Origin of the sequence: Undibacterium sp. Tian12W (assembly GCF_049339405.1) — a bacterium.
Lineage (GTDB): Bacteria > Pseudomonadota > Gammaproteobacteria > Burkholderiales > Burkholderiaceae_D > Undibacterium.
The window spans coordinates 278,088-301,793 of sequence record NZ_JBMPPK010000001.1; the positions used below are offsets into that span (position 1 = coordinate 278,088).

Sequence of the window (23,706 nt, forward strand, 5' to 3'; positions counted from 1 at the left end):
ATTAATATGGCTCAGGGATATAACCACGTGGGCGGGCATGCTGGCGGCGGAAGGCACTATTCGATGCCAGGCCACGCAAACGGCCCAGGTCAAATTGCTCCAGTTGCTGCAAGACTGCACGATTGAGCGTCATTTTAACTTGCATCATCAGCAGATCGACACTTTGCTGGCTGGAAGTACGGGTAGTGCGTCTTTCCTGTGGTACTTCTGTCTCTTCTTCCTGCACCGCTTTTTCGATTGCCTTGGCAGCAGCGCGTTCTTCTGCATTGACGAAGCTACGGTAGACATCTGCCAGGGTGATGATGCCATTGCAGTCACGACAATGCCAGGCATCTTTCTCCTTGCTGTCGCGGCTGACCAGAGCATCCTTGCTCAGCACGGCGAGTATCGAACGTATCAGGCGCGGGGTTTTGCCTGTTGCCTGTGCCAGCGCGGTGATATTCGCGGTACGCGGCATGACCATCATGATTTGTGCCAGTAACTCTATGGCGGTAAAAAACCGCGCATTCAGATTGGCATCAGAAAAGACCTGGGTTGATGACAGTAATTCTTCAATTGCATTCATGCCAACTCCTTGTGTATAAAAATTGGACTGTTTACGCTGCCGTAACGGTCCATGAATAAACCTTCAGTAGAAATAGCCGGGCGCTTGCCAGAAACCACGTCAGCAATGAACTGGCCAGAACCGCAAGCCATGGTCCAGCCCAGCGTGCCATGACCGGTGTTCAGGTACAGGTTGCGGTAAGGCGTAGGGCCAATGACAGGGGTGCCGTCCGGCGTCATGGGACGCAGGCCAGTCCAGAATTCAGCTTTGCTGACGTCGCCACCACCTGGGAACAAATCAGTCACTGAATGCTCCAGGGTGGCACGGCGGTCTGCACGCAGGTCGAGGTTATAGCCGGTGATTTCGGCAGTACCACCGACACGTATGCGGTCGCCCAGGCGGGTGATTGCGACTTTATAGGTCTCATCCATGACCGTCGATTCCGGCGCTTTTTGTGCGTCGGTAATCGGGACGGTAATTGAATAGCCCTTGATAGGGTAAACAGGAATCTTGATGCCCAATTCTTTCAAGAGAATCGGGGAATAACTGCCAAGTGCCAATACGAAACAGTCTGCCTTGATCTCACCTTCCGAGGTGATGACAGAAGTGATCGTATCGCCGCTCTTGACCAGTCTTTGTATGCTGACGCCGTATTTGAACTGGACACCCAGTTCTTGCGCGAATTTGGACAGGCTCTGGGTGAACTTGAAGCAGTCGCCGGTTTCATCACCTGGCAGGCGCAAGGCACCGACAAATTTATCCTGCACATTGACCAGTGCGGGTTCCACTTTCAGGCAACCGGCCTTGTCCAGTTTTTCATAGGGCACATCGTAACGTTTGAGGATGGCGATATCGGCCTCTGCACCGTCCAGTTGTTGCTGGTTGCGGAACAGTTGCAGTGTACCCTGGGTACGCTCGTCGTACCTGATGCCGGTATCGCTGCGCAATTGTTGCAAGACATCGCGGCTGTATTCAGCCATGCGCAACATGCGGCCTTTATTGATTTCATAGCGTTTGCTGGTGCAGTTCATCAGCATCTGCGTGACCCAGCGCCACATGGTCGGATCAAAGCTGGGGCGTATCGCCAGCGGGCTATGCTGCATCATCAGCCATTTGATCGCTTTCAGCGGCACGCCAGGGCCTGCCCATGGTGCTGAATAACCTGGAGAAACTTCGCCTGCATTGGCATAACTGGTTTCCAGACCTGCTGCTGGCTGGCGCTCTATGACAGTCACCTCATGGCCTGCTTTGGCCAGATAATAGGCTGACGCTGTACCGATAACACCCGCACCCAAGATCACTACTTTCATTTTGTTTCTCCCGCTTATATTTTAATTGTCGATTTATTCCGTTGGTCCGTGCCGCTGCGCTTCAGGTTTGCTTCAGTCGCTGTAACTGCGCTCATAGCGCGCACCCAGACTGGTCAGCACCTCATAGCCTATGGAACCCGCCCTGGCAGCGACCTGATCTACTGTGTTCTGAGCAGAAATAAGATCTACCAGAGCACCGGGCTGCAAATGCTCTGCAGGTACAGCACTCACATCCAGAGTAATGGTGTCCATGGACACATTACCAACCATGGGGACAGCGTATCCGGCGATATGGGCAATACCGCGGTTACTGAGGCTACGCAACCAGCCATCGGCATAACCGACCGCCACGGTGGCGATACGGCTGGTTTCCTTGCTGCGCCAGGTGGCACCATAACCAACACCAGTACCGGCAGGTATTTCACGTGTCTGAATAATCCGGCCCTGCAAATAAGCGACCGGCTTAAGGGGATTAGCCTGACCGGCAACAGGTGCCACGCCATACAAGGCAGCACCCGGGCGGGCCAGGTCAAAATGAAAGTCCTTTCCTAAAAAAATGCCTGAAGAATTGGCCAGGCTGGCCTTGCAACCTGGCATGCGCGCCCGCAGCGCATTGAAAGCAGCCAGTTGCTGCTGATTGGCGGAATTCGACCGGTCTTCGGCGCTGGCCAGGTGACTCATCAGATATTGCACCTGTATGCCGTCAAGCAACTCAGGCTGCGCGAACAATTGATTTGCTTCAGCCTCAGACAGCCCCATGCGTGCCATGCCTGTATCAAATTGCACGATGGCTGGCAGAGTACGTTGTATTTTCGCCGCAAGTTGCTGCCAGGATATTATCTGACTGATACTGTTTAATACTGGTATGCAATTATTTTCGAGAAATTCTGCTTCATAGCCTACCGGCGAACCATGCATGACATAGATTTCTGCCTCTGCCGGCAGGTGGGGCCGCAAGAAAATTGCCTCTTCCAGATGTGCCACAAAGAAATGCCTGCAAGACTCTTGCAGCAAGGCCCTGGCAACGGGTACCACACCCAGACCATAGGCATCGGCCTTCACCGCTGCTCCACATTGCCCAGAGCCCAGCATGCCTTGCAAAAGGCGATAGTTATCCCGTACTGCCCTCAGATCAATACGAAGTACTGCGCCTGCTTTTCCAGCTACTTGCATCATATTTCACCACTCCATCACGTAAGCTAACGTGATTTGTAGAAGCAATCCTTGTGCCAAAAAAATTTATTGAATAAATTCAATAGCTTACAAACGGCAATCGGTAAATATATTCAAAACTGTATTGAATTCAATACGCAATGAATTTCTGTTATCACTCAGTGTAGAGGTCAGCCTCGGTAATGTACATAAAACGACACATTGTATTGATTTGAATACAGTGTAAGGAATTAAATACACTAAATCATTTAAGAAATAGAAACGCATGATTCCCGCCTCCAGATCAGCAGGCAATTGTGGAAACTACGCAAAAGAAAACAGTTGAAATTCAAAAATAAGCTTATTGCTTTTTTCCCTGCTGTCACATAAACGTCACATCATCGTCACACGACTGTCACGAAACTGTCATAAATGCATGCGCATAATCATTCGTGTCATGAATTAACATGCCGGGAATATTGCCTAATGGAAATCAAACGAATACTTGGTCCCGCCCTTGCGGTGGTTTTGTTAATAGGAATAGGTGCTGCAACATATACGTCTTACCAGAAAAATCATGCACTCGAAGCTGCCAGACAGGTTTCCGCAGCGGTGGTTGAAGTCAAGGGCATGATAGGTTCAGAAAAGGAATCGTATTTTTCTGACCCCCGGGTCATTGCTGTTCTCGCCAGCAAAGGCTTGCGCGTCAAAGTCGAAAAGACCGGTTCGCGCGAAATCATCTCCCGTGACTTCACTACCTATGATTTTGCCTTCCCCGCCGGCGCACCCGCCGCCCTGGCACTGCAAAACAAAGCCAAGGCAAAACAGGTTTACCCCACCTTCTTCACACCGATGGCAATCGCCTCCTGGGTACAGTTGATACCGACGCTAGAGACAGAAGGCATAGTCAGGAAGATCAATGATGCCTACTACATCGTCGATATGAAAAAGCTGCTGAGTCTCAGCGAGAAAGGCACACGCTGGCGCGAACTCAAGGACAATACCGCGTATGCCACCGGCAAAAGTATTTTGATCAGTTCCACCGACGTCAGGAAATCCAATTCCGCCGCCATGTACCTGTCACTCGCGAGCTATGTCAGCAATGACAATAACGTCGTTGATGACAATGAACAGCTCAATAAAGTCCTGCCCTTCGTATCCTCACTGTTCCTGCGCCAGGGCTTGCAGGAAGCCAGCAGCGCCGGGCCTTTTGAGGATTACACCACCATGGGTATGGGAAAGGCGCCACTGGTGATGATTTATGAAAGCCAGTTCCTTGAATACCAGTCCAAACGGCCAAAACCGAATGCCGACATGGTCTTGCTCTACCCTCAGCCCACTATCTATACCAAGCACATCGTCGTGCCCTTCAATGAAAATGGCCGTCGCCTTGGTGAAGCCCTGGCCACCGATCCTGAATTGCAGAAACTGGCAGCTGAATACGGCTACCGTACGGCAACGCCCGAGCATTTTGCCGCGTTTCTGAAGAGTAAAAACCTGCAGGCACCGAACTCGCTGGTGGATGTCATTGATCCGCCCAGCTTCGAAATCCTGGAGCGCATGATCCAGAACATAGAAAAGAAATTTCAGTAATGCGCCTCTCTTGGCAAGCTACATTAAACAGGACATACAAATGACTGATACCACCACACAAGAAACTACCCTGATCCTGACACCGCCAGAAGTATTGACACCGGTGGCAGAAAAAAAAGCACCGGACATGGTGCCGCTGAAGGCTGAAGTACAAGAGAGGATAGACATACAGGTCAACGCCTATATAGACAGCATCCTGAAAGAAGATGTACAAAGCAGCGGCTTTCAAAGCAAACTGGATTCTGCCTTCCGCCTGGGCAGGGAAGAAATTTCGAATGCATCGGCACTGATGACAGGCCGCTTCATGGACCGCAATTTTGTTGGCATAGAAGATACTGCCGCCTTCAAATCCCTGCAAGACATGCGCGTCATGCTCGATGACTTAAATCCTGGCAAGCAAGGCGATTTGCTGACGCAAAACAAGATACTCGGCATCATCCCTTTCGGTAACAAGCTGCAAGCTTACTTCCGCAAGTTCCAGACCGCCGGTTCGCAATTGCAAACCCTGATGACACAGATTTATGCAGCGCGTGATGACATGCAGCGTGATGCCACGGAAATTGAACTCGTCAAAACCAAGCTCTGGGAAGCCATGCAAAAACTCAAGGGCGCGATCTATTTTGCCGAACAGCTCGACAAACACGTCGCCAACCATGTAGAGACAATCAAGGCGAGTGATCCCCTGCGGGCAAAGGCACTGGAACAGGAAGTACTGTTTTACGCGCGCCAGAACCTGCAGGATATGCAAACGCAGATGGCGGTCAACGTCAACGGCTACCTGTCCATGGATTTGCTGAAGAAAACAGCACGTGAAATGGTCAACGGCTGCAACCGCGTTGCCACAACTGGCATGTCCGCCATGGCAACAGCACAGACGGTAGCACGCGCCACCGGCAACCAGATGCAGGTCATGGAAATGCTGACTGGCGTCAGCGACACCATAGGCGATCTGGTCACCGAGACCTCAAGACAGTTGGGCAGGCATGTGGAAAAGACCGGCGAATTTGCCGCCAATCCTCTGATAGGCATACAGAAAATCCAGGAGATGTTCGACAACACCTTCAAGGCCATGGATGCGATGGATAATTTCCGTTCGCAGGCAATAGACAGCATGGGCAAGAATAACACCATGCTCAAAGAGCAGATCGCCCGCACTGAACAGTACATGGACAAGACCCGCGCGGAGCAGGCGCGTAGCGCCATGACGTCGGCAGCATTGGCAGCACCAGATGGCCCTGTCAAACTCTAGAGATCAGCGATGAAATCCATGTATAAACTCATCAGCATGTTGCTGGCCGTGACGCTGGGCCTGACAGCCTGCAAAGACGGCAAGAGTAATAAAACAGGGCCGGCACCGGCGGACAACAACTCCGCCAGCAGCCTGACTGTGATGGCAGGGTCCGAACTCAAGGACATAGAGCCGCTGCTGCCCGCCATCACCAAGGCAACAGGCATCAGCTTGCGTCTGCAATATACCGGTACGCTGGAAGCAGTTGAAAAATTACAGTCAGGTGAACAGGTGGATCTGGCCTGGCTGGCCAGCAACAAGTACGCGATGCTCTTGCCCGCTGCCAAGGCACGCATATTGGCGTCGGAAAGAACCATGCTGACGCCGGTCGTACTGGGTTTAAAAGACAGCAAGGCCACCGCACTGGGCTGGAAAGACAACCCCGCCGTCACGTGGAAAGACATTGCCGAAGCGGCAAAAAAAGGCAAGTTCACCTTTGGCATGACCAGCCCGTCTTCATCGAATACCGGTTTCTCAGGCTTGCTGGGCCTGGCAGCAGCCTTGTCTGGTCAGGGTGACGCACTCGAAGAAAAAGATATCAATGCCAAAAGCCTGACGGCTTTTTTTCAGGCACAGCGCTTGACTGCAGGCAGCTCGGGCTGGCTGGCCGATGCCTATGTGCGCGAGCAGGACAAGGTAGATGGCATTATCAATTATGCTTCTACATTACAGAGCATGAACCGCGATGCGGCGCTGAAAGAAAAGCTGGTGCTGGTTTATCCTCAGGATGGCATCGTTACGGCAGATTATCCCATCATGCTGATCAACCCTGCCAAACGCGAAGCCTATGACAAGGTGGTCGCCTACCTGCGTGGCCTAGAGTTTCAACAAGCCATGTACAGCACCACCCTGCGGCGGCCAGTCAACCCCGATGTGGTGGTCAGTGACCTTCCCAAACAGGCCCTGGTAGAACTTTCTTTCCCGGCCAAATTGAATGTCGTCGATGCGATATTGAGTGCATTCGACAATCACCTGCGCCTGCCAACTGACAGCACCTTTGTGCTCGATACCAGCGGCTCCATGCAGGGTGCACGCATCACGGATTTGAAAACTGCAATGCAGGGCCTCTCGGGTGCAGACGCCAGCATCAGCGGCCGCTTTGCCCGCTTCCGCAACCGTGAACGCATACTGATACTGCCCTTCAGCAATGAGGTAGGCAATGCAGAATTGTTCGAGATGGGTAACGCAGAAAAAGATAATCAGGCAACACTGTCCGCCCTGTCTTCACATGTGCAAAGCCTGCGCGCCAATGGTGGTACCGCCATTTTTTCTGCGACCAGAGAAGCCTATGCCAAGGCGGTGGAGCGCAAGCGTGCCGACCCTGCACGTTTTTATTCCATCATCGTCATGACGGATGGCATCAATAATAATGGCATCAACTACAATGAGTTTGAAGGCTGGTATAAGGCTCTGCCGGACAATGAAAAAGGCATCAAGATTTTCACCGTGCTGTTTGGTGAAGCAGCGCCAGATGAATTGAAAAAACTCTCGGACTTGTCTGGCGGCAGAATGTTTGACAGCCGCAAGGCGAGTTTGCAATCCATCTTCAAAGAAATACGCGGATACCAATAATGCAGCCCCTGACGTTCAAAATGCGCGCTCTGTTGTTCTTGTACAGTACACAGAATCTACTTGGCTGCTGCCTGGCCCTGCTAGGGCTGGGCATGTTTTTTACCGGCATCATCGCAGACTGGTGGTTCCCCATCGTCGCAGCCCTGTACACTGTCGCCTGGCTGGCCATACCGGCAGACAAGGAACTGGAATTGCAACTGCAGAGCGAAAGCTCGCAAAGCAGCCTGACAGACAGCGTCGATGCACTGATACGCGAATCAAAATCACGCCTGCCGCATGAGGCCGTCGATGGTCTGCACAGGATACAGAGTATCTTGCAAGACCTGGCACCCAAGATTTTTTCTGGTGAAGTAGCGATGAATTATGTGAGCCTGCTGATCAACGCAGTCAACCGCGATCTGCCACAAACCATCAAGAATTATTTGCACCTGCCGACCGCCTTTGCCACTATGCATGTCATAGAAAACGGCAAGACCTGCAAACAGCTGCTGCTGGAACAATTGCATCTGCTAGAAACCCAGCTCGGCAAAATCGCCACCGATATCTACAAGAATGATGCAGACTCCCTGGTCATCAATGGGGAGTTTTTAAAAGAAAAATTTCATACGGTGAGCTTTATACAATGAAGTTCACCGCAATGAAGTTCACCATAATGAAGTTCACCGTATATGGCTAGATCAGGCTGCCAGGCTCTGTTCTTCGTGCCGCAAGGCATCCAGCCATTCCAGCAGGGGTATGGTGGCTGGCAATAAAGGTGAAAGCCCTACACTGCCCTGCCAGGCAAAGGCTTGCCCTTCCAGGCTTTGCGGCTCGCCCTGCCATTCACGGCTGATATAGAAATGCAGCCTGACATGAGCATGTGGGTAGATGTGTTCCACGCCGCACCAGGGTTCAGCAGTCAACACCTTTATGCCCAGCTCTTCGACAAATTCGCGCTTGAGGGCATCGAATATGGATTCATCCGGCTCAACCTTACCACCGGGAAATTCCCAATAACCCTCATACGGTTTACCAGCGGGACGTTGCCCCAACAAGACATCGCCATTGGCTTTCATCAGGATGCCGACAGCGACATCTACAGGTTTTGCTGTCATCTCAAGACTCCGCCAGTTTGCCAGCGTAGTCGCGGGCAAATTGCCAGGCCACGCGGCCAGAACGCGAACCGCGTTGCAAAGCCCAGCGCAGGGCATCACCACGTGCTTCTTCTACCTGTGTAGCAGTACAACCCATACTGCCCAGCCAGTAGGCGACGATATCAAGGTAATCATCCTGTTTGAAAGGATAGAAAGATACCCAGAGGCCAAAGCGTTCGGACAAAGAGATTTTTTCTTCTACCGTTTCACCCGGATGCAGGTCGCCATCATCGCTATATTTATAGCTGGCATTGTCTGACATTTTCTCAGGCAAGAGATGGCGGCGGTTTGAAGTCGCATAGATCAGTACATTATCGGACTGAGCAGAAATACTGCCATCCAGTGCCACTTTCAAGGCTTTGTAACCAGCCTCACCTTCTTCAAAGGACAGGTCATCACAAAAAACGATGAAACGCTCGGGACGCTCGGCGATCAGGTCGACGATATCCGGCAAGTCAGCCAGGTCAGCCTTATCAACTTCGATGAGGCGCAAACCCTGGTCAGAAAACTGGTTCAGACAAGCCTTGATCAGCGATGATTTACCTGTGCCACGGGCACCGGTCAGCAAAACATTATTGGCTGGTTTGCCGTGGACGAATTGCCTGGTGTTTTGCTCTATCTGGGCTTTTTGTGCGGCGACATTGCGCAAGTCATCCAGCGCTATGGTTGATGCATGACGCACGACTTGCAAATAGCCCTGGCCACTACGCTTGCGCCAACGATAGGCAAAGCCCAGATTCCAGTCAGGTGCTGGCGTACTGGCAGGCAATATGTTTTCCAACCTGCTCAGCAAATGCTCGGCACGCAAGAGAAATTGATCAAGCTGCGTCATTGTCTGTCCAGATCAGGAACGGTAGTCGGCGTTGATGGAGACATAGTCATGCGACAAATCGCAAGTCCAAACTGTCGCTGCCGCATCGCCACGTGCGAGTTTGACACGTATCGTGATCTCACTCTGCTTCATGATGCGCTGACCATCCTCTTCACGGTAATCAGGATTGCGGCCACCATTTTTGGCGACCCAGACATCATCGAGGTACAAGTTCAGCTTGCCTACATCCAGGTCATTCACACCGGCATAACCTATGGCTGCCAGGATACGGCCCAGATTAGGATCAGAAGCAAAGAAAGCGGTTTTGACCAGGGGAGAATGGGCGATCGAGTAAGCGATTTTGCGGCACTCTTCTACATCACGGCCTTCTTCGACTGCAATCGTCATGAACTTGGTCGCGCCTTCGCCATCACGGATAATCATGTGGGCGAGTTTTTGCGACAGCGCAGTCACGGCTTCTGCCAGTGCTACATATTCTGGTGTCTCGACATCATTGACTTCAACTTCACCCGCGCCAGTAGCGATGAGCATGAAGGAATCATTGGTGGAAGTATCACCATCGATGGTGATGCAATTAAAGGATTTGTCAGCTGCCTGCTTGACCATATGATCGAGCACATTTTGCGCAACCTTGGCATCTATCGCCAGATAGCCCAGCATGGTCGCCATATTTGGCTTGATCATGCCCGCACCTTTGCTGATGCCTGTCATGGTCACGGTTTTGCCGTTGATTTCTACCGTCGCCGATGCCGCCTTGGGCTGGGTATCGGTAGTCATGATCGCGGTAGCGGCATTAAACCAGTTATCGGCTGTCAGGTTTGCTATGGCTGCCGGCAAACCAGCGACCAGCCTGTCGACCGGCAATTGCTCGAGGATCACGCCAGTAGAAAATGGCAGGATTTGAGAGGCTTCGCAACCCAACAATTCTGCCAGGGCAGCGCAAGTTGCATTTGCTGCCGCCAGGCCAGCATCGCCAGTACCGGCATTCGCATTACCAGTATTCACCACCAGCGCGCGGATAGGGCTGGATGCCATGTGCAGGCCTTCCAGATGGGCCTTGCAGACTTGCACGGGGGCTGCGCAAAAGCGGTTGGTCGTAAATACCCCGGAGACGGTTGCCGTAGAGGCCAGTTCCATGACCAGTACGTCTTTGCGGTTGGGCTTGCGTATGCCAGCCTCGGCATAACCGAGGCGTATGCCGGCTACCGGTTTCAAATCTGCAGCCACAGGGATGGGGGAATTAACGGCCATGGTTTTTCCTTGCGTTGAAATCAAGCCGACATTGTAGGGCATTTTGTTGCACTGCGAAGCATGTTTGCGCTGAGGAAATTTCACGCGCAACAGCAAAGCTCCTCAGAGCCCCATGATCATTTGGGCAATGATATTTTTTTGTATTTCATTTGAACCACCATAGATGGATAGCTTGCGCATGTTCAGGTAATTGATGGCGAGCGGGCTGGCCAGCTCACTGGTATCCTGACGATCACGCAGGGGCAAGGCCTGCTCTCCTACCGCCTGCACCAGCAATTCAGAGATAGTCTGCTGGATTTCTGTACCCTTGATCTTCAGTATCGATGCTTCCGGCCCTGGCGCATGACTTTGCTCTTCTGCCGACAAGACCCGCAGATTGGTCATTTCCAGCGCCATCAAGTCTATCTCTACCTGTGCTACGCGTGTAGCAAAAGCAGCATCTTCCATGAGCGGTTTGCCATTCTTGAATTCACGTGCGGCCACTCTTTTCAATCTGGCCAACTCGCGTTTGGCGATGCCTATGCCCGCAATATTGGTGCGCTCATGTCCCAGCAAAAACTTGGCATAAGTCCAGCCCTTGTTTTCATCACCGACCAGGTTAGCGGCTGAGACTTTGACGTCATCAAACCAGACTTCATTGACTTCATGTGCGCCGTCCATGGTGATAATTGGCCTGACAGTGACTCCAGGGGATTTCATATCGATGAGCAGGAATGAAATACCGCGCTGGGCCTTGGCTTCGCGGTCTGTACGGACCAGGCAAAATATCCAGTCGGCATAGTGCGCCAGTGTGGTCCAGGTCTTTTGACCATTGACCACATAGTATTCGCCTTCGCTGTCAAGCCTGCGTTCCGCCGTGGCCTTGACGGAAGCGAGGTCTGAGCCGGAGCCTGGCTCAGAATACCCTTGGCACCACCATTCATCGGCAGTCAGTATCTTCGGCAAAAATCTCTGCTGTTGCTCAGGCGAGCCAAATTCCATGATGACGGGTGCCACCATCTTGATGCCAAATGGCGGCAGCCGTGGCGCACCGGCAGCGGCGCATTCCTCTTCAAATATATAGCGCTGCACAGCAGACCAGCCAGTGCCACCATGAACAGCAGGCCAGGAGGAGGCGCCCCAGCCCTGAGCGTGCAATATCTTTTGCCATTGCTGGTAATCGCTTTTTTCGAGTGCTATGCCATGATGCACTTTATGGCTGATGGTTTGAGGTAATGAAGTGTGCAGAAAATGACGGACCAGTTGACGAAAACCCAGCTCTGCATCGTTAAAGTTCAAGTCCATAAGCCCCCTCAGGTCTGGTCATCATAAGTTGAGACTCCAGGATATAGAATGAATGCTCAAATAAGCACGCTCGTTCACTTTAACTCCGGGATTTGCTTGCGTCAAGTGAGGGGATCAGGATTCGCTAAATTGACACTGGACGACGAAAAAACAAAAGGCGACCAATGGTCGCCTTTTGTTTTTGTACTACTCAATAATCAGGCAAGCTTGCCATGACATTGTTTGAACTTCTTGCCACTGCCGCAAGGGCAAGGGTCATTACGGCCTACCTTCAGGGCGTAATTGATTTCTGGCTGATCCGTACCAAAATCAGCAACCGGCGCCAGCATTTCTTCAGGCGTTGCATCTGCATCAAAATCAGCGTGCTGATAATGGACGTTTTCAATCTGTGACTGTGCCAGTCTTTCTTCTGCTGCATCAATCTCTTCACGGGATTGTATACGTACAGTGACCACAGTCCTGACCACTTCGTTTTTGATCGCTTCGAGCATCTGACCAAACAGTTCAAATGCTTCGCGCTTGTATTCCTGTTTAGGATTTTTCTGTGCATAGCCGCGCAAATGGATACCCTGGCGCAAATGATCGAGTGCAGCCAGATGTTCACGCCAGTGCGTATCTATGCTTTGCAGCATGACATTGCGCTCGAAACCGGCAAAAGATTCTTTGCCGACGATGGATATCTTGGCTTCATAGACATCATTAGCAGCTTTTTGCACACGCTCCAGAATATCTTCATCCGTGATATTGGCATCGTCCTTGAGCATTTGCGACAGCGGCAGATCAAGTGCCCATTCATCACGCAATGCTGCTTCAAGACCTGGGATATTCCACTGTTCTTCGACGGATTCTGCCGGTACAAATTCACGTACGATATCTTCAAACATGCCATGACGCAGTGAAGAGATCAGCTCTGCCATGTCTTGCGCTTCCAGCAATTCATTACGTTGCTGGTAAATGACTTTACGCTGATCATTGGCGACGTCATCGTATTCCAGCAATTGTTTGCGGATATCAAAGTTACGTGCCTCAACCTTGCGCTGCGCGGATTCTATGGAACGGGAAACGATACCTGCTTCTATAGGCTCGCCTTCCGGCATTTTCAGCCTGTCCATGATCGCGCGGACGCGGTCACCGGCAAAAATACGCAGCAGCGTATCGTCAAGCGACAGATAGAAACGGGAAGAACCCGGATCGCCCTGACGGCCAGAACGACCGCGCAATTGATTATCCACGCGACGGGATTCGTGACGTTCAGTACCAACGATGTGCAAGCCGCCCGCATTGACCACAGTCTCATGCAGGGATTGCCATTCATCGCGCAGTTTTTGCGATTGCGTCTCTTTGTCTGCATCAGACAAAGTTGCATTCGCTTCTATCATTTGCACTTGCTTGGCGACATTACCACCGAGCACGATATCCGTACCACGACCCGCCATATTGGTAGCGATGGTGATGGCTTTTGGACGACCGGCCTGAGCAATGATTTCCGCTTCACGGGCATGCTGCTTGGCGTTCAGTACATTGTGTGGCAAGCCTGCTTTTTCCAGTATGCCAGACAGAAGTTCAGAATTTTCAATCGAGGTCGTACCTACCAGTACTGGCTGACCACGTTCATAGCAATCCTGGATATCAACCAGCATGGCGTTGTATTTTTCTTGTGCAGACTTATAGACCTGATCTTGCCTGTCCTTGCGTTGCGAAGGACGGTTGGGTGGAATAACCACGGTTTCGAGACCGTAGATTTCCTGGAATTCATAAGCCTCTGTATCTGCCGTACCTGTCATGCCTGACAGTTTGGTGTACATACGGAAGTAATTCTGGAAAGTGATCGATGCCAGTGTCTGGTTTTCGTTCTGGATGCGTACACCTTCTTTGGCTTCAACAGCCTGGTGCAAGCCATCAGACCAGCGGCGGCCCGTCATCATACGGCCAGTGAATTCATCGACGATGACGATTTCATCGTTCTGCACTACATAGTGCTGATCTTTGAAATACAGGGCGTGTGCGCGCAAAGCAGCATACAAATGATGGATCAGAGTGATGTTGGCGGCATCATATACAGATGCACCTTCAGGCAGCAAACCCATTTGCGTGAGGATGCGCTCTACCTTGTCATGACCAGCTTCAGTCAGCAAGACCTGATGGGCTTTTTCATCCTTGGTGTAGTCACCTGGTACTTCTATCTTGCCCTTGCCATCCGGTGTTTCTTCACCGACTTGCAGGGTCAGCAGCTTGGGTACTTCATTGATTTTGTAGTACAGCTCGGTATGATTTTCCGCCTGACCAGAAATGATCAATGGTGTACGGGCTTCATCGATAAGAATCGAGTCAACTTCATCGACGACGGCAAAATTCAGGCTGCGCTGTACACGGTCTTTGACATCATAGACCATGTTATCGCGCAGATAATCGAAGCCGTATTCGTTATTCGTGCCATAGGTAATGTCAGAGCCATAAGCTGCCTGTTTGGCATCGTGATCAAGTTGCGACAGGTTGATACCTGTACTCAGCCCCAGCCAGCCATACAATTGGCCCATCCATTCAGCATCGCGTTGCGCCAGGTAATCATTGACGGTCACAACGTGCACGCCCTTGCCTGACAAGGCATTCAGGTAGATTGGCAGGGTCGCCATCAAAGTTTTACCCTCACCGGTGCCCATTTCAGCGATTTTGCCGTAGTGCAAAACCATGCCGCCTATCATCTGCACGTCAAAGTGACGCATTTTCAGGACGCGTTTGCTGGCCTCGCGACAGACTGCGAAGGCTTCCGGGAGGATGGCATCAAGTGTCTCTCCGTTCGCAACACGTGCTTTGAACTCTGCAGTCTTGGCTTGCAAAGCCTCGTCTGACAAGGCTTCCAGCTTGGGTTCCAATGCGTTGATCTCACGCACCGTCTTTTGGTATTGCTTCAAAAGCCGCTGATTGCGGCTGCCGAATATCTTGGTCAGGAATGACATGCTATGAACGGAAAGTTAAATTCTTAAAAAAATTGTTGAAATAGTGCTTAATTTGACAACAACATTAGGATAGCCTGTGATTTTACCATGTGACACCCGATTCACCAGTAATTGCTCGATTTCACTGCCTTTCAGGCAACAAAATAGATTATTTAGCAACTAATGGGTGTGCATCCGGCAAACAATTCCCAGACATGGGATTGCAATTGGTGACTGAATCGGCAAACTCAAGTTATTTCTGGTTCACGGCAGCAAGATTGGCTTGATTAGCCCCTGCAGACAGGAATTTATGGGGATTTTGTGGCACGCCTTTGACATGTACCTCAAAATGCAAATGCGCACCGGTTGAGCGGCCAGTTGAACCAATGTCAGCGATGTGTTGCCCACGCTTGACGATATCACCCAGCTTGACATGAATTTTGGAAGAGTGGGCATAACGGGTCATGATCTCGCCACCATGATCAATTTCCACCATATTGCCAAATTGTGGATGATATTCTGCCGCCACCACGACACCGCCAGCTGCTGCAACGATGTGGGTACCGGTAGGGCCTGAGAAATCTATGCCCTCATGAAATGCGCTGCGACCAGAAAAAGGATCAAGCCTCCAGCCAAAACCAGATGCATTATAAGCAACGTTTACGGGCTGGATAGTGGGCAAGAGCTTGGATTGCACCTTGAAGCCCATGAGTTTGGTCTCCACCACATTCATATAATCTGAACGGTGCTCGATATCGACAGACATGGCTGCGAGAGCTGCCTGGAATTCAGCCAGGTTCAATTCCTGCGCGGGCTGGGTAGAGACTTCAGGGCCACCGCGACCTGGCAGCTCCTTGAAATTAAACTCTTCTGGCTTGACGCCCGCCAGACCCTGCACCCGCTCACCGAGTGCATCGAGACGTATCAGTTGCGCCTGCATTTCGCCAAGCTTGGCCGCCATCGCAGCGAGGTTTTCTTTCATGAACTTATCTTTATTACCAGTATCACCACTTGTTGCAGCCACTGGCACTAAATCACGCAAGAGTGGCAAGTCAGCGCTGGCCAGCTTCAGGGTCAGGGCCGCCATCAGGGCAGCGCAACAAGTGATAACCAACAGGAATGCAAAAGTAGCAAGGATGACGTGGCGAGAAGACAAAGTCACTGACTTTGCCTGGGTAAAACGGGAGTGCATCAAAATGATTTGCATCAATATGCTCCTCTGAAAACGAAAGGCGGCCTGGTGCTCCTTGTGAGAGCTGGCCTGCCCTGTTTGTGGTAAGGTAGTGCGCATGTCAACATTCTCACGCCCTACCTATCCGGTTAACATTAAACGCGGTCGCAAAGTGCCTGGTGCCAGCGAAGCCGGTGACTTTTTGCGCAGTAATGAGAGAATCTCCCAACTGCTACCCACAGTGCAGCGCAATCTGAAGCTGCAAAAAGACTGTGGACTTATACTGCCGCCGATATTTGCCTCTTGTGAGGTTATGCAAGTAACGGAAGGACAGTTGACGCTATCAGCGCCGAATGCCGCACTGGCGACCAAATTGAAACAGCAATGCCCGAAACTGCAAGCATTTTTGCAAGAACGGGGATGGCAGATTAACGCAATCCGCATTAAAGTACAAGTCAGGCGCGTCGTTGAGAAGCCTGTTGCCGTTAAGCAAATAGCATTTTCAGGCAAAGCTTTACAGGCATTTGGACAGTTGGAACATGCGCTCGAAGACACGCCGCAAAATGCAGATTTGCGGGCAGCGCTTAGCCGCCTGATACAACGCCACCGCTCTGGAAGCTGATTTCAGCAGGCTGCCAATGAGCTCAAAGCCGAAGCTTTAAGCGAGCGCCCACTCCCTATCTACTTGTGTGGCATAAGTTGGAGGTGCCGTGCCCAGATCATCAAAACTGACGATTTCATAGGCATCAGGCTGGGCCAGCAAGGCGCGCAATAACTGATTGTTCAAGCCATGACCAGATTTGTGGGCGGTATAACTGGCAAGGAAGGGATGGCCGATCAGGTATAAATCGCCAATCGCATCCAGTATCTTGTGACGGACAAATTCATCATCAAAACGCAGCCCATCTGAATTCAAAATACGGTATTCGTCCATGACGATGGCATTTTCCATGGAGCCGCCACGTGCCAGGCCTATGCCCCTGAGCATTTCCACATCCTGCATGAAACCGAAAGTCCGCGCCCTGGCAACATCCTGCACAAAGGTAGCGCTGGCAAAATCAACGACTGCCGTTTGTACCGTGCCATCGACTGCCGGGTGATTGAACTCAATAAAGAAATGCAGCTTGAAACCGTTGAAAGGTTCCAGCCTGGCCCATTTTTCAGACTTGCCCGTACCTTCGCGGATTTCTACTGGCTTCAAAACACGGATAAATTTCTTCGCTGCGTCTTGCTCCTGCATGCCAGCCTGCTGCAATAAATAGACGAAAGATGAAGCTGAACCATCCATGATGGGGATTTCTTCTGCGCTGACATCAATGTACAGATTATCAATGCCCAGGCCTGCGCAGGCAGACAGCAAATGTTCCACCGTCGATACCTTGCCATGCTCATTCGACAAGGTCGAAGCCATGCGGGTATCGCCCACGGCCAAAGCCTGGGCAGGCAAAACTACGGGTGGATTCAAATCTGTACGCGTGAAAATAATGCCGGTATCAACTGGTGCCGGGCGCATGACGAGTTCAACCTTGGTACCGGAATGCAGGCCGACACCAACGGTTTTCACGACTTGTTTGATGGTTCTTTGCTTTAACATCGCGCTATTATAGCGTTTCAGGCAATTTCCCATGCAGGAGCGAGGGAAATTAGCCGTTTCACATTTTAAAAATGAATACAAAAACAACAATTCAAATCCGCTGTGCTGCCGTCACCGATCTGGATGCCATGTGTGATCTCAGCGATCAGATCAACGCCCAGCACCACGCCGCTGCCCCTAAGGTCTTCGTACAAAAAACAAATCGCGAACTAGACCGCCAGTTCTGGCATAGCACGTTTGAAAACCCCGCTGGTTGTGCCTTACTGGCTTGCGACACTGATCACGTCCTGGGCTTCATTACCATGAGCTGGCATGAAAACACGACGATCCCCTTCTTGTACCGTCGCCGTATCTGCCGTGTAGGCACGATCGTGGTTTCTGATGCACATCAAAAATTGGGGATAGGAAAATTATTGATGGATGGCGCGACGAGTTGGGCGCGTGAACATGGTGCAGTGGAAATCAGGCTGGAGGTTTTTGACTTCAACCGCAATGCCATGGATTTTTATGCTGCCCAGGGTTATGGCGTTCAGTCGCACATCATGTGCAAGTCATTAGACTAAAGCAGACATGTATGCAATAAAAAAGGCGCTCAGTGCATTCAGTGAGCACTCAGCGCCTTTCTTGATGCGAAACAGAAAACCTGATTAGCCCAATTGTGCCAGCAGTGTTTCTGCGTTCGACACTTCAAACTTGCCGCCTTCTTCGATATTCAATTGCTTGACGACACCATCTACTGCCAGCAGGGAATAACGCTGGGAACGTGTGCCCATACCGAATTTGCTGAAATCTGCATCCAGGCCCAGCGCTTTGCTGAAATCTGCATTGCCGTCAGCCATCATGCGAACGATGCCTGTGGATTTTTGATCGCGACCCCATGCGCCCATGACGAATGCGTCATTGACGGAGATACACCAGATTTCATCAACGCCCTTGGCTTTCAAATCTGCTGCCAGTGCAACATAGCCAGGCACATGCTTGGCTGAGCAAGTTGGCGTATATGCGCCAGGCAGGCCAAAAATCGCAATGGTTTTACCTTTGGTCAGGTCCGCGACTTTGAAAGTATTTGGTCCGAGTGAACATCCTTCTGATTCCACTTCAATAAATTCTGCCAGGCTGCCTTCAGGCAGGGTATCGCCAATCTTGATTGTCATTTTATGCTCCCTAGATAAGTATTCGGATATTCACTGCCTTGCTGTATGCCGCCTCCGCCAAAAGCAGGAAGTTTGAGCCATATCAACACCGACAGTGAAGGACGCAAGTATGCCTGAGCTAGAATTTTCTTGCAGAAGTTAAAAGGATAAGGCTTAAGACCATTAGGATAACTAAAGGCAGCAGCCTAGCGATTTTTCCGCTTAGGAGTCTCAATTTCAAATTAAATATCTGCTTCAAAAATGTGTTTCAAGCTCCATCCCCTTCAAGGGGAGATTTGTGGGAATTCGCAAAGCGCGGCTTTGCGCCACGAATCTCTAAGCAGCTTGCAAGCTGCGCGGTGGAATGGCTGTGGGATGGTTTTCTGTAGCAAAATACATTGCTGTTAATTGCCTGAAACCCATCCCCACCCTAGCCCTCCCCTTGAAAGGGAGGGAACATGCAGGTCATATTCTGTCATGACTTATTCTGAAGACTCGCGTGTGACTTTTTGAGATTTAAAATAAAAAACGCCAGCCTCTTCCGAAGCTGGCGTTTTGCAGAAAAACCAGATAAATCAGTCAGCCTGTTTGCGCAGGAAAGCTGGGATATCGTAAGTTTCCATGCCATTTTTTTCCAGGGCACGTACTGTTTCTGACGCAGACTCACGGCGCCATACTGCAGGCTTGCTCAAGCCATCAAAGCCTGCGGAACCAGTTACAGAACCAGTGCTGATAGTGGCAGATGTCATGACAGGGCTGGCCATCACGGTTTCATTGTGAGTACCGGTACGCAGCATAGGTGTTTGCACCAGCTGGATATTTTTCTTGCCACGGCCAAGGCCAGTTGCAACTACCGTTACACGGATATCGTCACCCATGTTGTCATCGTAGGCGATACCCTGGGCGATCGATGCATCCGGTGCAGCAAAAGCGCGCACTGTAGACATGACTTCCTTGATCTCTTTACCTTTCAGACCACGGCTGGCTGTGACATTCACCAATACGCCGCGGGCACCAGACAAATCGATACCGTCCAGCAGTGGTGATGCGACTGCCTGTTCAGCGGCGATGCGCGCACGATCAACGCCGGAAGCGGTTGCCGTACCCATCATGGCCTTGCCTTGTTCGCCCATGATGGTTTTCACGTCATTGAAGTCGACGTTGATATGGCCAGGCACATTGATAATCTCGGCAATACCGGCAACGGCATTGTTCAAGACATCATCTGCATGTTGCAGCCATTCGATCATGCTGTCGTCTTCATAAATCTCTTCGAGTTTTTCGTTGAGAATGATGATCAGAGAATCGACGTGCTGTGACAGGGCTTCCAGGCCTTCATCGGCGATGTCCATGCATTTCTGACCTTCGTAAGAAAATGGTTTGGAAACCACGGCCACGGTCAGTGCACCCAATTCTTTGGCGACTTGCGCAACTACAGGAGCGGCACCAGTACCTGTACCGCCACCCATACCGGCAGCGATAAATACCATGTGCGCACCGCGCAATGCGTCTTCGATGCGGGCACGGGAATCTTCTGCCAGCTTGCGGCCGACTTCCGGTTTCATACCTGCGCCCAGACCAGTTTCGCCGATCTGTATCACATTGTTTGCTTTAGACTGCAACAGTGCTTGCGCATCTGTGTTTGCTGCTATGAACTCAACGCCGGACACGCCTTTGTTGATCATGTGCTGAACCGCATTGCCGCCTGCGCCACCTACGCCGACAACCTTGATTACGGTGCCTTGTGTGGCGTTATCAACCATATCGAACTCCATCATGACTCCTCCAGGTAGGCAGTTATCAGTCGCTAGGCATCACCGGGGTGTGACGACTAGCGACTAATAACTGTATATCGAACTATTATAAAATGACTACACTAATTTAGATACAAAATACAAGCTAAAAATTCCCTAAAAACCACTCTTTCATGCGTTGCCAGACCGCTTTGGCTGAACCTTCTTGCCGAGTGACCAGATGACCGCGCAAATACTGCTTCTTCGCTTCCAACAACAACCCCAAAACTGTGGCATAACGCAGGCTGCGCACGACATCTGCCAACTGCCCGCTGTAAGCCGGCATACCTAATCTGGTCGGCTTCAAAAAGATGTCTTCTGCCATCTCGACCATGCCCGGCATGGCGGCAGATCCACCTGTCAAAACGATGCCGGATGACAGTACATCTTCATAACCGGATTCACGCACCACCTGGTGCACCAGCGCAAACAATTCTTCTACACGCGGCTCTATCACTGCGGCTAAAGCCTGGCGTGATAAAGAACGCGGGCCACGGTCACCCAGGCCGGGCACTTCCAGCGTGTCGGACGGGTCAGCCAATACCTGCTTGGCGACACCAAAACGCACCTTGATTTCTTCTGCTTCCGAGGTCGGCGTACGCAAGGCCATGGCGATATCATTGGTGATCTGGTCGCCGGCAATCGGTATCACGGCAGTATGGCGTATCGCACCTTCGCTGAATACCGCCACGTCAGTCGTGCCACCACCGATATCGATGAGTACCACACCCAGCTCTTTTTCATCCTTGGTCAGCACTGCTTCTGCTGACGCCATCGGTTGCAGGATCAGGTCAGATACTTCGAGGCCGCAACGGCGCACACACTTGACGATGTTCTGCACCGCCGACACAGCACCGGTAACGATATGCACTTTGACTTCGAGACGTATGCCGCTCATGCCTATCGGTTCGCGCACATCGTCCTGGCTATCGACGATAAATTCTTGCGGCAAGGTATGCAGCAATTGCTGGTCAGTCGGAATATTGACAGCCTTGGCAGTTTCTATCACGCGCGAAACGTCAGCTGCGGTGACTTCTTTATCCTTGATCGCCACCATGCCGCTGGAATTAAAGCTGCGGATATGGCTACCGGCGATCCCGGTGTACACATTGCGTATCTTGCAGTCAGCCATCAACTCGGCTTCTTCCAAAGCGCGCTGTATGGATTCGACGGTCGCCTCGATATTGACGACAACGCCTTTTTTCAGCCCCTTGGATTCATGCTGGCCCAGGCCGATGACTTCATGCCTGCCGTCAGGCATGACTTCCGCCACGACCGCCACAATTTTTGAGGTGCCGATATCGAGACCAACTATCAGATTTTTAGCGTCTTTTGTCATGTCTTTCCACTTGCTTTTGTTTGCTTTTTTGATCCGAGATTACTGTGACTCGATTTGAGCGCCAGGCCATTCGGATAACGCATGTCCACACTTTCAATACTGTCCTGCAAACTGGCCAGCAGCTGTGGATAGACTGTCATCAGTTTATCCACCCTGCTCTTAAGCGTTGTCGCATCCTGCACCCTGCCCAACTGCACTTGCATGCCATTATTCAACTTCAGACTCCAGGCATAACGACTGGAGTAATTCACTTCATCCGGTGCCAGACTGATCCTGGCAAACCAGTTTTTAAATTCCATATACTGCGCCAGCACTTCTTTTTCACTACCCTCTGGCCCACTCAGGGCAACCAGATCTGCATCATCCTCGGCCTCGGCCAAATTGGCCGTGAACACATCCCCCTTGGCAGAAATCAACTGCCCATTTTCACCCCAGGTACCCAGCGCCACATGTTCTTCCAGAGTGACGATGAGTTTGTTCGGCCATTCTCTTTGTACGCTGGCCTTGCGTACCCATGGCACTGCTTCGAAAGATGTCCTTACTGCGTCCAGGTTTGCAGTGAAAAAATTACCCCTGATCTTTGGTAAAGCAGTGTTCCTGATCGTCAACGTATTCACATGCCGCAAATCAGTGTCGCCGCTGGCACTACTGGCTTCTACCCGTATCACACGCAAAGTAAAAAACGGTCTTTGTATTACCCACCAAACGCCTGACAACACCAGGATGAACAGCACCAGCCCAAACAGGGCATTCGCGGTATTGTTCATCAACTTGCTGTCATGCCACATTTTTTACTCTTACCGTTTACTTTTTTTGTTCAGATTTAATTTTCAAACTTGCCGTCTTCAAAATTTCCACACACAAATCTTCATAACTGATGCCTACTGCCTTGGCTGCCATCGGTACCAGCGAATGTCCGGTCATGCCTGGGGAAGTATTAATCTCCAGCAAAAACGGTTTGTTATCCGACTTGCGCAACAAGACATCAACCCTGGCCCAGCCTTCGCAATCCAGTGCGCGATAAGCATCGACAGCCATCTTGCGGATGGCATCCGTCAGATCATGCTCCAGCACTGCCGGGCAGATGTATTGCGTATCGTCAGTAAAATACTTGTTCTGGTAATCGTAGTTACCATCAGGTGCCACGATTTCTGTAATCGGCAAGGCATACGCCTGCTCGCCCTTACCAAGAATCGCCACTGTCAGTTCACGGCCTTCAACAAATTCTTCTGCCAGCACGACTTCATCAAACTGGGCGGCCAAAGCATAGGCTTCCTGCATGTCTGAATAACCAACTACCTTGGTAATACCTATTGTAGAACCCTCATGTGGCGGCTTGATGATCAATGGCAAACCCAGTTCATCCGGCACACGGCGTAATTCAGTCTGACCTGTCAACACAGCATAAGCAGGAGTGCTCAGGCCATAGGTTTGCCAGATGCGTTTGGTAAAAATCTTGTCCATGGCGATTGCGGATGCCATCACGCCGCTACCGGTGTAAGGAATATTCAATTGCTCCAGCACACCTTGCAAGCTGCCGTCTTCACCATAGCGACCATGCAGGGCAATGAAAACGCGGTCAAAATTTTCTGCGGCCAGTTCGGCAATGCTGCGTTCTGCCGTGTCAAAGCCATGGGCATCTATGCCTTTGCTTTTCAAGGCTTGCAGTACGCCAGTACCGGACATCAGAGAGATTTCACGTTCAGCCGAACGCCCGCCAAACAGCACGCCTACTTTGCCCAGAGATTTCAAATTCAATTCGCTCATGATGATCTGATCAC

At 51.2% G+C, this 23,706-nt stretch carries 21 protein-coding genes; 6 read left to right on the plus strand and 15 right to left on the minus strand.

Features of this window, described 5'->3' with window-relative positions; genetic code table 11:
* Position 1: 1 nt before the first annotated feature.
* From ACO0LI_RS01215 to alr, 3 genes are all read right to left on the minus strand, one after another.
* Positions 2–565, minus strand: coding sequence for a hypothetical protein (locus ACO0LI_RS01215; protein ID WP_422949553.1), 564 nt, complete (start codon positions 563–565; stop codon positions 2–4).
* Positions 562–1,854, minus strand: a complete 1,293-nt coding sequence (locus ACO0LI_RS01220) for a D-amino acid dehydrogenase (RefSeq protein ID WP_423030224.1) — start codon at positions 1,852–1,854, stop codon at positions 562–564. Before ACO0LI_RS01220 ends, ACO0LI_RS01215 begins: the two co-directional genes overlap by 4 nt.
* Before the next feature lie 72 nt (positions 1,855–1,926).
* Entirely contained in the window at positions 1,927–3,030 is a 1,104-nt protein-coding gene (alr, locus tag ACO0LI_RS01225; RefSeq protein WP_423030226.1) for an alanine racemase, read from the minus strand.
* A gap of 462 nt (positions 3,031–3,492) precedes the next feature.
* Between alr and ACO0LI_RS01230 the strand changes: the two genes are divergently transcribed.
* Genes ACO0LI_RS01230 through ACO0LI_RS01245 form a run of 4 tightly spaced genes read left to right on the plus strand, consistent with a single transcriptional unit; the run spans position 3,493 to position 8,085 of the window.
* Positions 3,493–4,599: a hypothetical protein gene (locus tag ACO0LI_RS01230; protein WP_422949556.1), complete on the plus strand. Its 1,107-nt coding sequence runs from the start codon at positions 3,493–3,495 to the stop codon at positions 4,597–4,599.
* 40 nt (positions 4,600–4,639) lie between these two features.
* A complete protein-coding gene (locus ACO0LI_RS01235) occupies positions 4,640–5,848 on the plus strand; it encodes a toxic anion resistance protein (RefSeq protein WP_422949557.1) in 1,209 nt (402 codons plus the stop codon).
* A gap of 9 nt (positions 5,849–5,857) precedes the next feature.
* Positions 5,858–7,459 carry a substrate-binding domain-containing protein gene (locus ACO0LI_RS01240; protein WP_423030228.1) on the plus strand — a complete coding sequence of 534 codons (1,602 nt, stop codon included), beginning with the start codon at positions 5,858–5,860 and terminating at the stop codon, positions 7,457–7,459.
* Positions 7,459–8,085, plus strand: coding sequence for a hypothetical protein (locus tag ACO0LI_RS01245; protein ID WP_422949559.1), 627 nt, complete (start codon positions 7,459–7,461; stop codon positions 8,083–8,085). The genes ACO0LI_RS01240 and ACO0LI_RS01245 overlap by 1 nt, the downstream gene beginning before the upstream one ends.
* 51 nt (positions 8,086–8,136) lie before the next feature.
* On the opposite strand, the gene ACO0LI_RS01250 is transcribed toward ACO0LI_RS01245, so the two are convergent.
* The 6 genes from ACO0LI_RS01250 to ACO0LI_RS01275 form a co-directional block, all read right to left on the minus strand.
* Positions 8,137–8,553: an NUDIX domain-containing protein gene (locus tag ACO0LI_RS01250; protein ID WP_423030230.1), complete on the minus strand. Its 417-nt coding sequence runs from the start codon at positions 8,551–8,553 to the stop codon at positions 8,137–8,139.
* A 1-nt stretch (position 8,554) separates the two neighbouring features.
* A complete protein-coding gene (locus ACO0LI_RS01255) occupies positions 8,555–9,424 on the minus strand; it encodes an ATP-binding protein (protein WP_423030232.1) in 870 nt (289 codons plus the stop codon).
* A 12-nt stretch (positions 9,425–9,436) separates the two neighbouring features.
* A complete protein-coding gene (argJ, locus tag ACO0LI_RS01260) occupies positions 9,437–10,675 on the minus strand; it encodes a bifunctional glutamate N-acetyltransferase/amino-acid acetyltransferase ArgJ (protein ID WP_423030234.1) in 1,239 nt (412 codons plus the stop codon).
* A 102-nt stretch (positions 10,676–10,777) separates the two neighbouring features.
* On the minus strand, positions 10,778–11,959 hold the full coding sequence (locus ACO0LI_RS01265; protein ID WP_423030236.1) for an acyl-CoA dehydrogenase family protein: 1,182 nt from the start codon (positions 11,957–11,959) through the stop codon (positions 10,778–10,780).
* A 197-nt stretch (positions 11,960–12,156) separates the two neighbouring features.
* A complete protein-coding gene (gene secA, locus ACO0LI_RS01270) occupies positions 12,157–14,916 on the minus strand; it encodes a preprotein translocase subunit SecA (RefSeq protein ID WP_422949565.1) in 2,760 nt (919 codons plus the stop codon).
* A 232-nt stretch (positions 14,917–15,148) separates the two neighbouring features.
* Positions 15,149–16,102: a M23 family metallopeptidase gene (locus tag ACO0LI_RS01275; RefSeq protein ID WP_423030238.1), complete on the minus strand. Its 954-nt coding sequence runs from the start codon at positions 16,100–16,102 to the stop codon at positions 15,149–15,151.
* 82 nt (positions 16,103–16,184) lie between these two features.
* Between ACO0LI_RS01275 and ACO0LI_RS01280 the strand changes: the two genes are divergently transcribed.
* Positions 16,185–16,688 (plus strand): DciA family protein, encoded by a 504-nt coding sequence (locus tag ACO0LI_RS01280; protein WP_423030240.1) that lies wholly within the window; start codon positions 16,185–16,187, stop codon positions 16,686–16,688.
* 36 nt (positions 16,689–16,724) lie between these two features.
* Here the strand turns inward: ACO0LI_RS01280 and lpxC are convergent, their stop codons facing one another.
* A complete protein-coding gene (gene lpxC / locus ACO0LI_RS01285) occupies positions 16,725–17,660 on the minus strand; it encodes a UDP-3-O-acyl-N-acetylglucosamine deacetylase (protein WP_422949568.1) in 936 nt (311 codons plus the stop codon).
* 71 nt (positions 17,661–17,731) lie between these two features.
* Between lpxC and ACO0LI_RS01290 the strand changes: the two genes are divergently transcribed.
* The gene (locus ACO0LI_RS01290) at positions 17,732–18,223 is read left to right on the plus strand and encodes a GNAT family N-acetyltransferase (RefSeq protein ID WP_423030242.1); all 492 of its coding nucleotides are present in this window, start codon (positions 17,732–17,734) and stop codon (positions 18,221–18,223) included.
* 84 nt (positions 18,224–18,307) lie between these two features.
* On the opposite strand, the gene ACO0LI_RS01295 is transcribed toward ACO0LI_RS01290, so the two are convergent.
* The 5 genes from ACO0LI_RS01295 to ACO0LI_RS01315 all read right to left on the minus strand — a co-directional run bounded on the left by ACO0LI_RS01295 (position 18,308) and on the right by ACO0LI_RS01315 (position 23,692).
* Entirely contained in the window at positions 18,308–18,814 is a 507-nt protein-coding gene (locus ACO0LI_RS01295) for a peroxiredoxin (RefSeq protein ID WP_110255260.1), read from the minus strand.
* A 554-nt stretch (positions 18,815–19,368) separates the two neighbouring features.
* Positions 19,369–20,568: a cell division protein FtsZ gene (ftsZ, locus tag ACO0LI_RS01300; RefSeq protein WP_422949570.1), complete on the minus strand. Its 1,200-nt coding sequence runs from the start codon at positions 20,566–20,568 to the stop codon at positions 19,369–19,371.
* Between the two features lie 124 nt (positions 20,569–20,692).
* Positions 20,693–21,925 (minus strand): cell division protein FtsA, encoded by a 1,233-nt coding sequence (ftsA, locus tag ACO0LI_RS01305; RefSeq protein WP_110255262.1) that lies wholly within the window; start codon positions 21,923–21,925, stop codon positions 20,693–20,695.
* A complete protein-coding gene (locus ACO0LI_RS01310; protein WP_422949571.1) occupies positions 21,922–22,713 on the minus strand; it encodes a cell division protein FtsQ/DivIB in 792 nt (263 codons plus the stop codon). Before ACO0LI_RS01310 ends, ftsA begins: the two co-directional genes overlap by 4 nt.
* 16 nt (positions 22,714–22,729) lie before the next feature.
* Positions 22,730–23,692, minus strand: coding sequence for a D-alanine--D-alanine ligase (locus tag ACO0LI_RS01315; protein WP_423030244.1), 963 nt, complete (start codon positions 23,690–23,692; stop codon positions 22,730–22,732).
* Positions 23,693–23,706 lie beyond the last annotated feature (14 nt).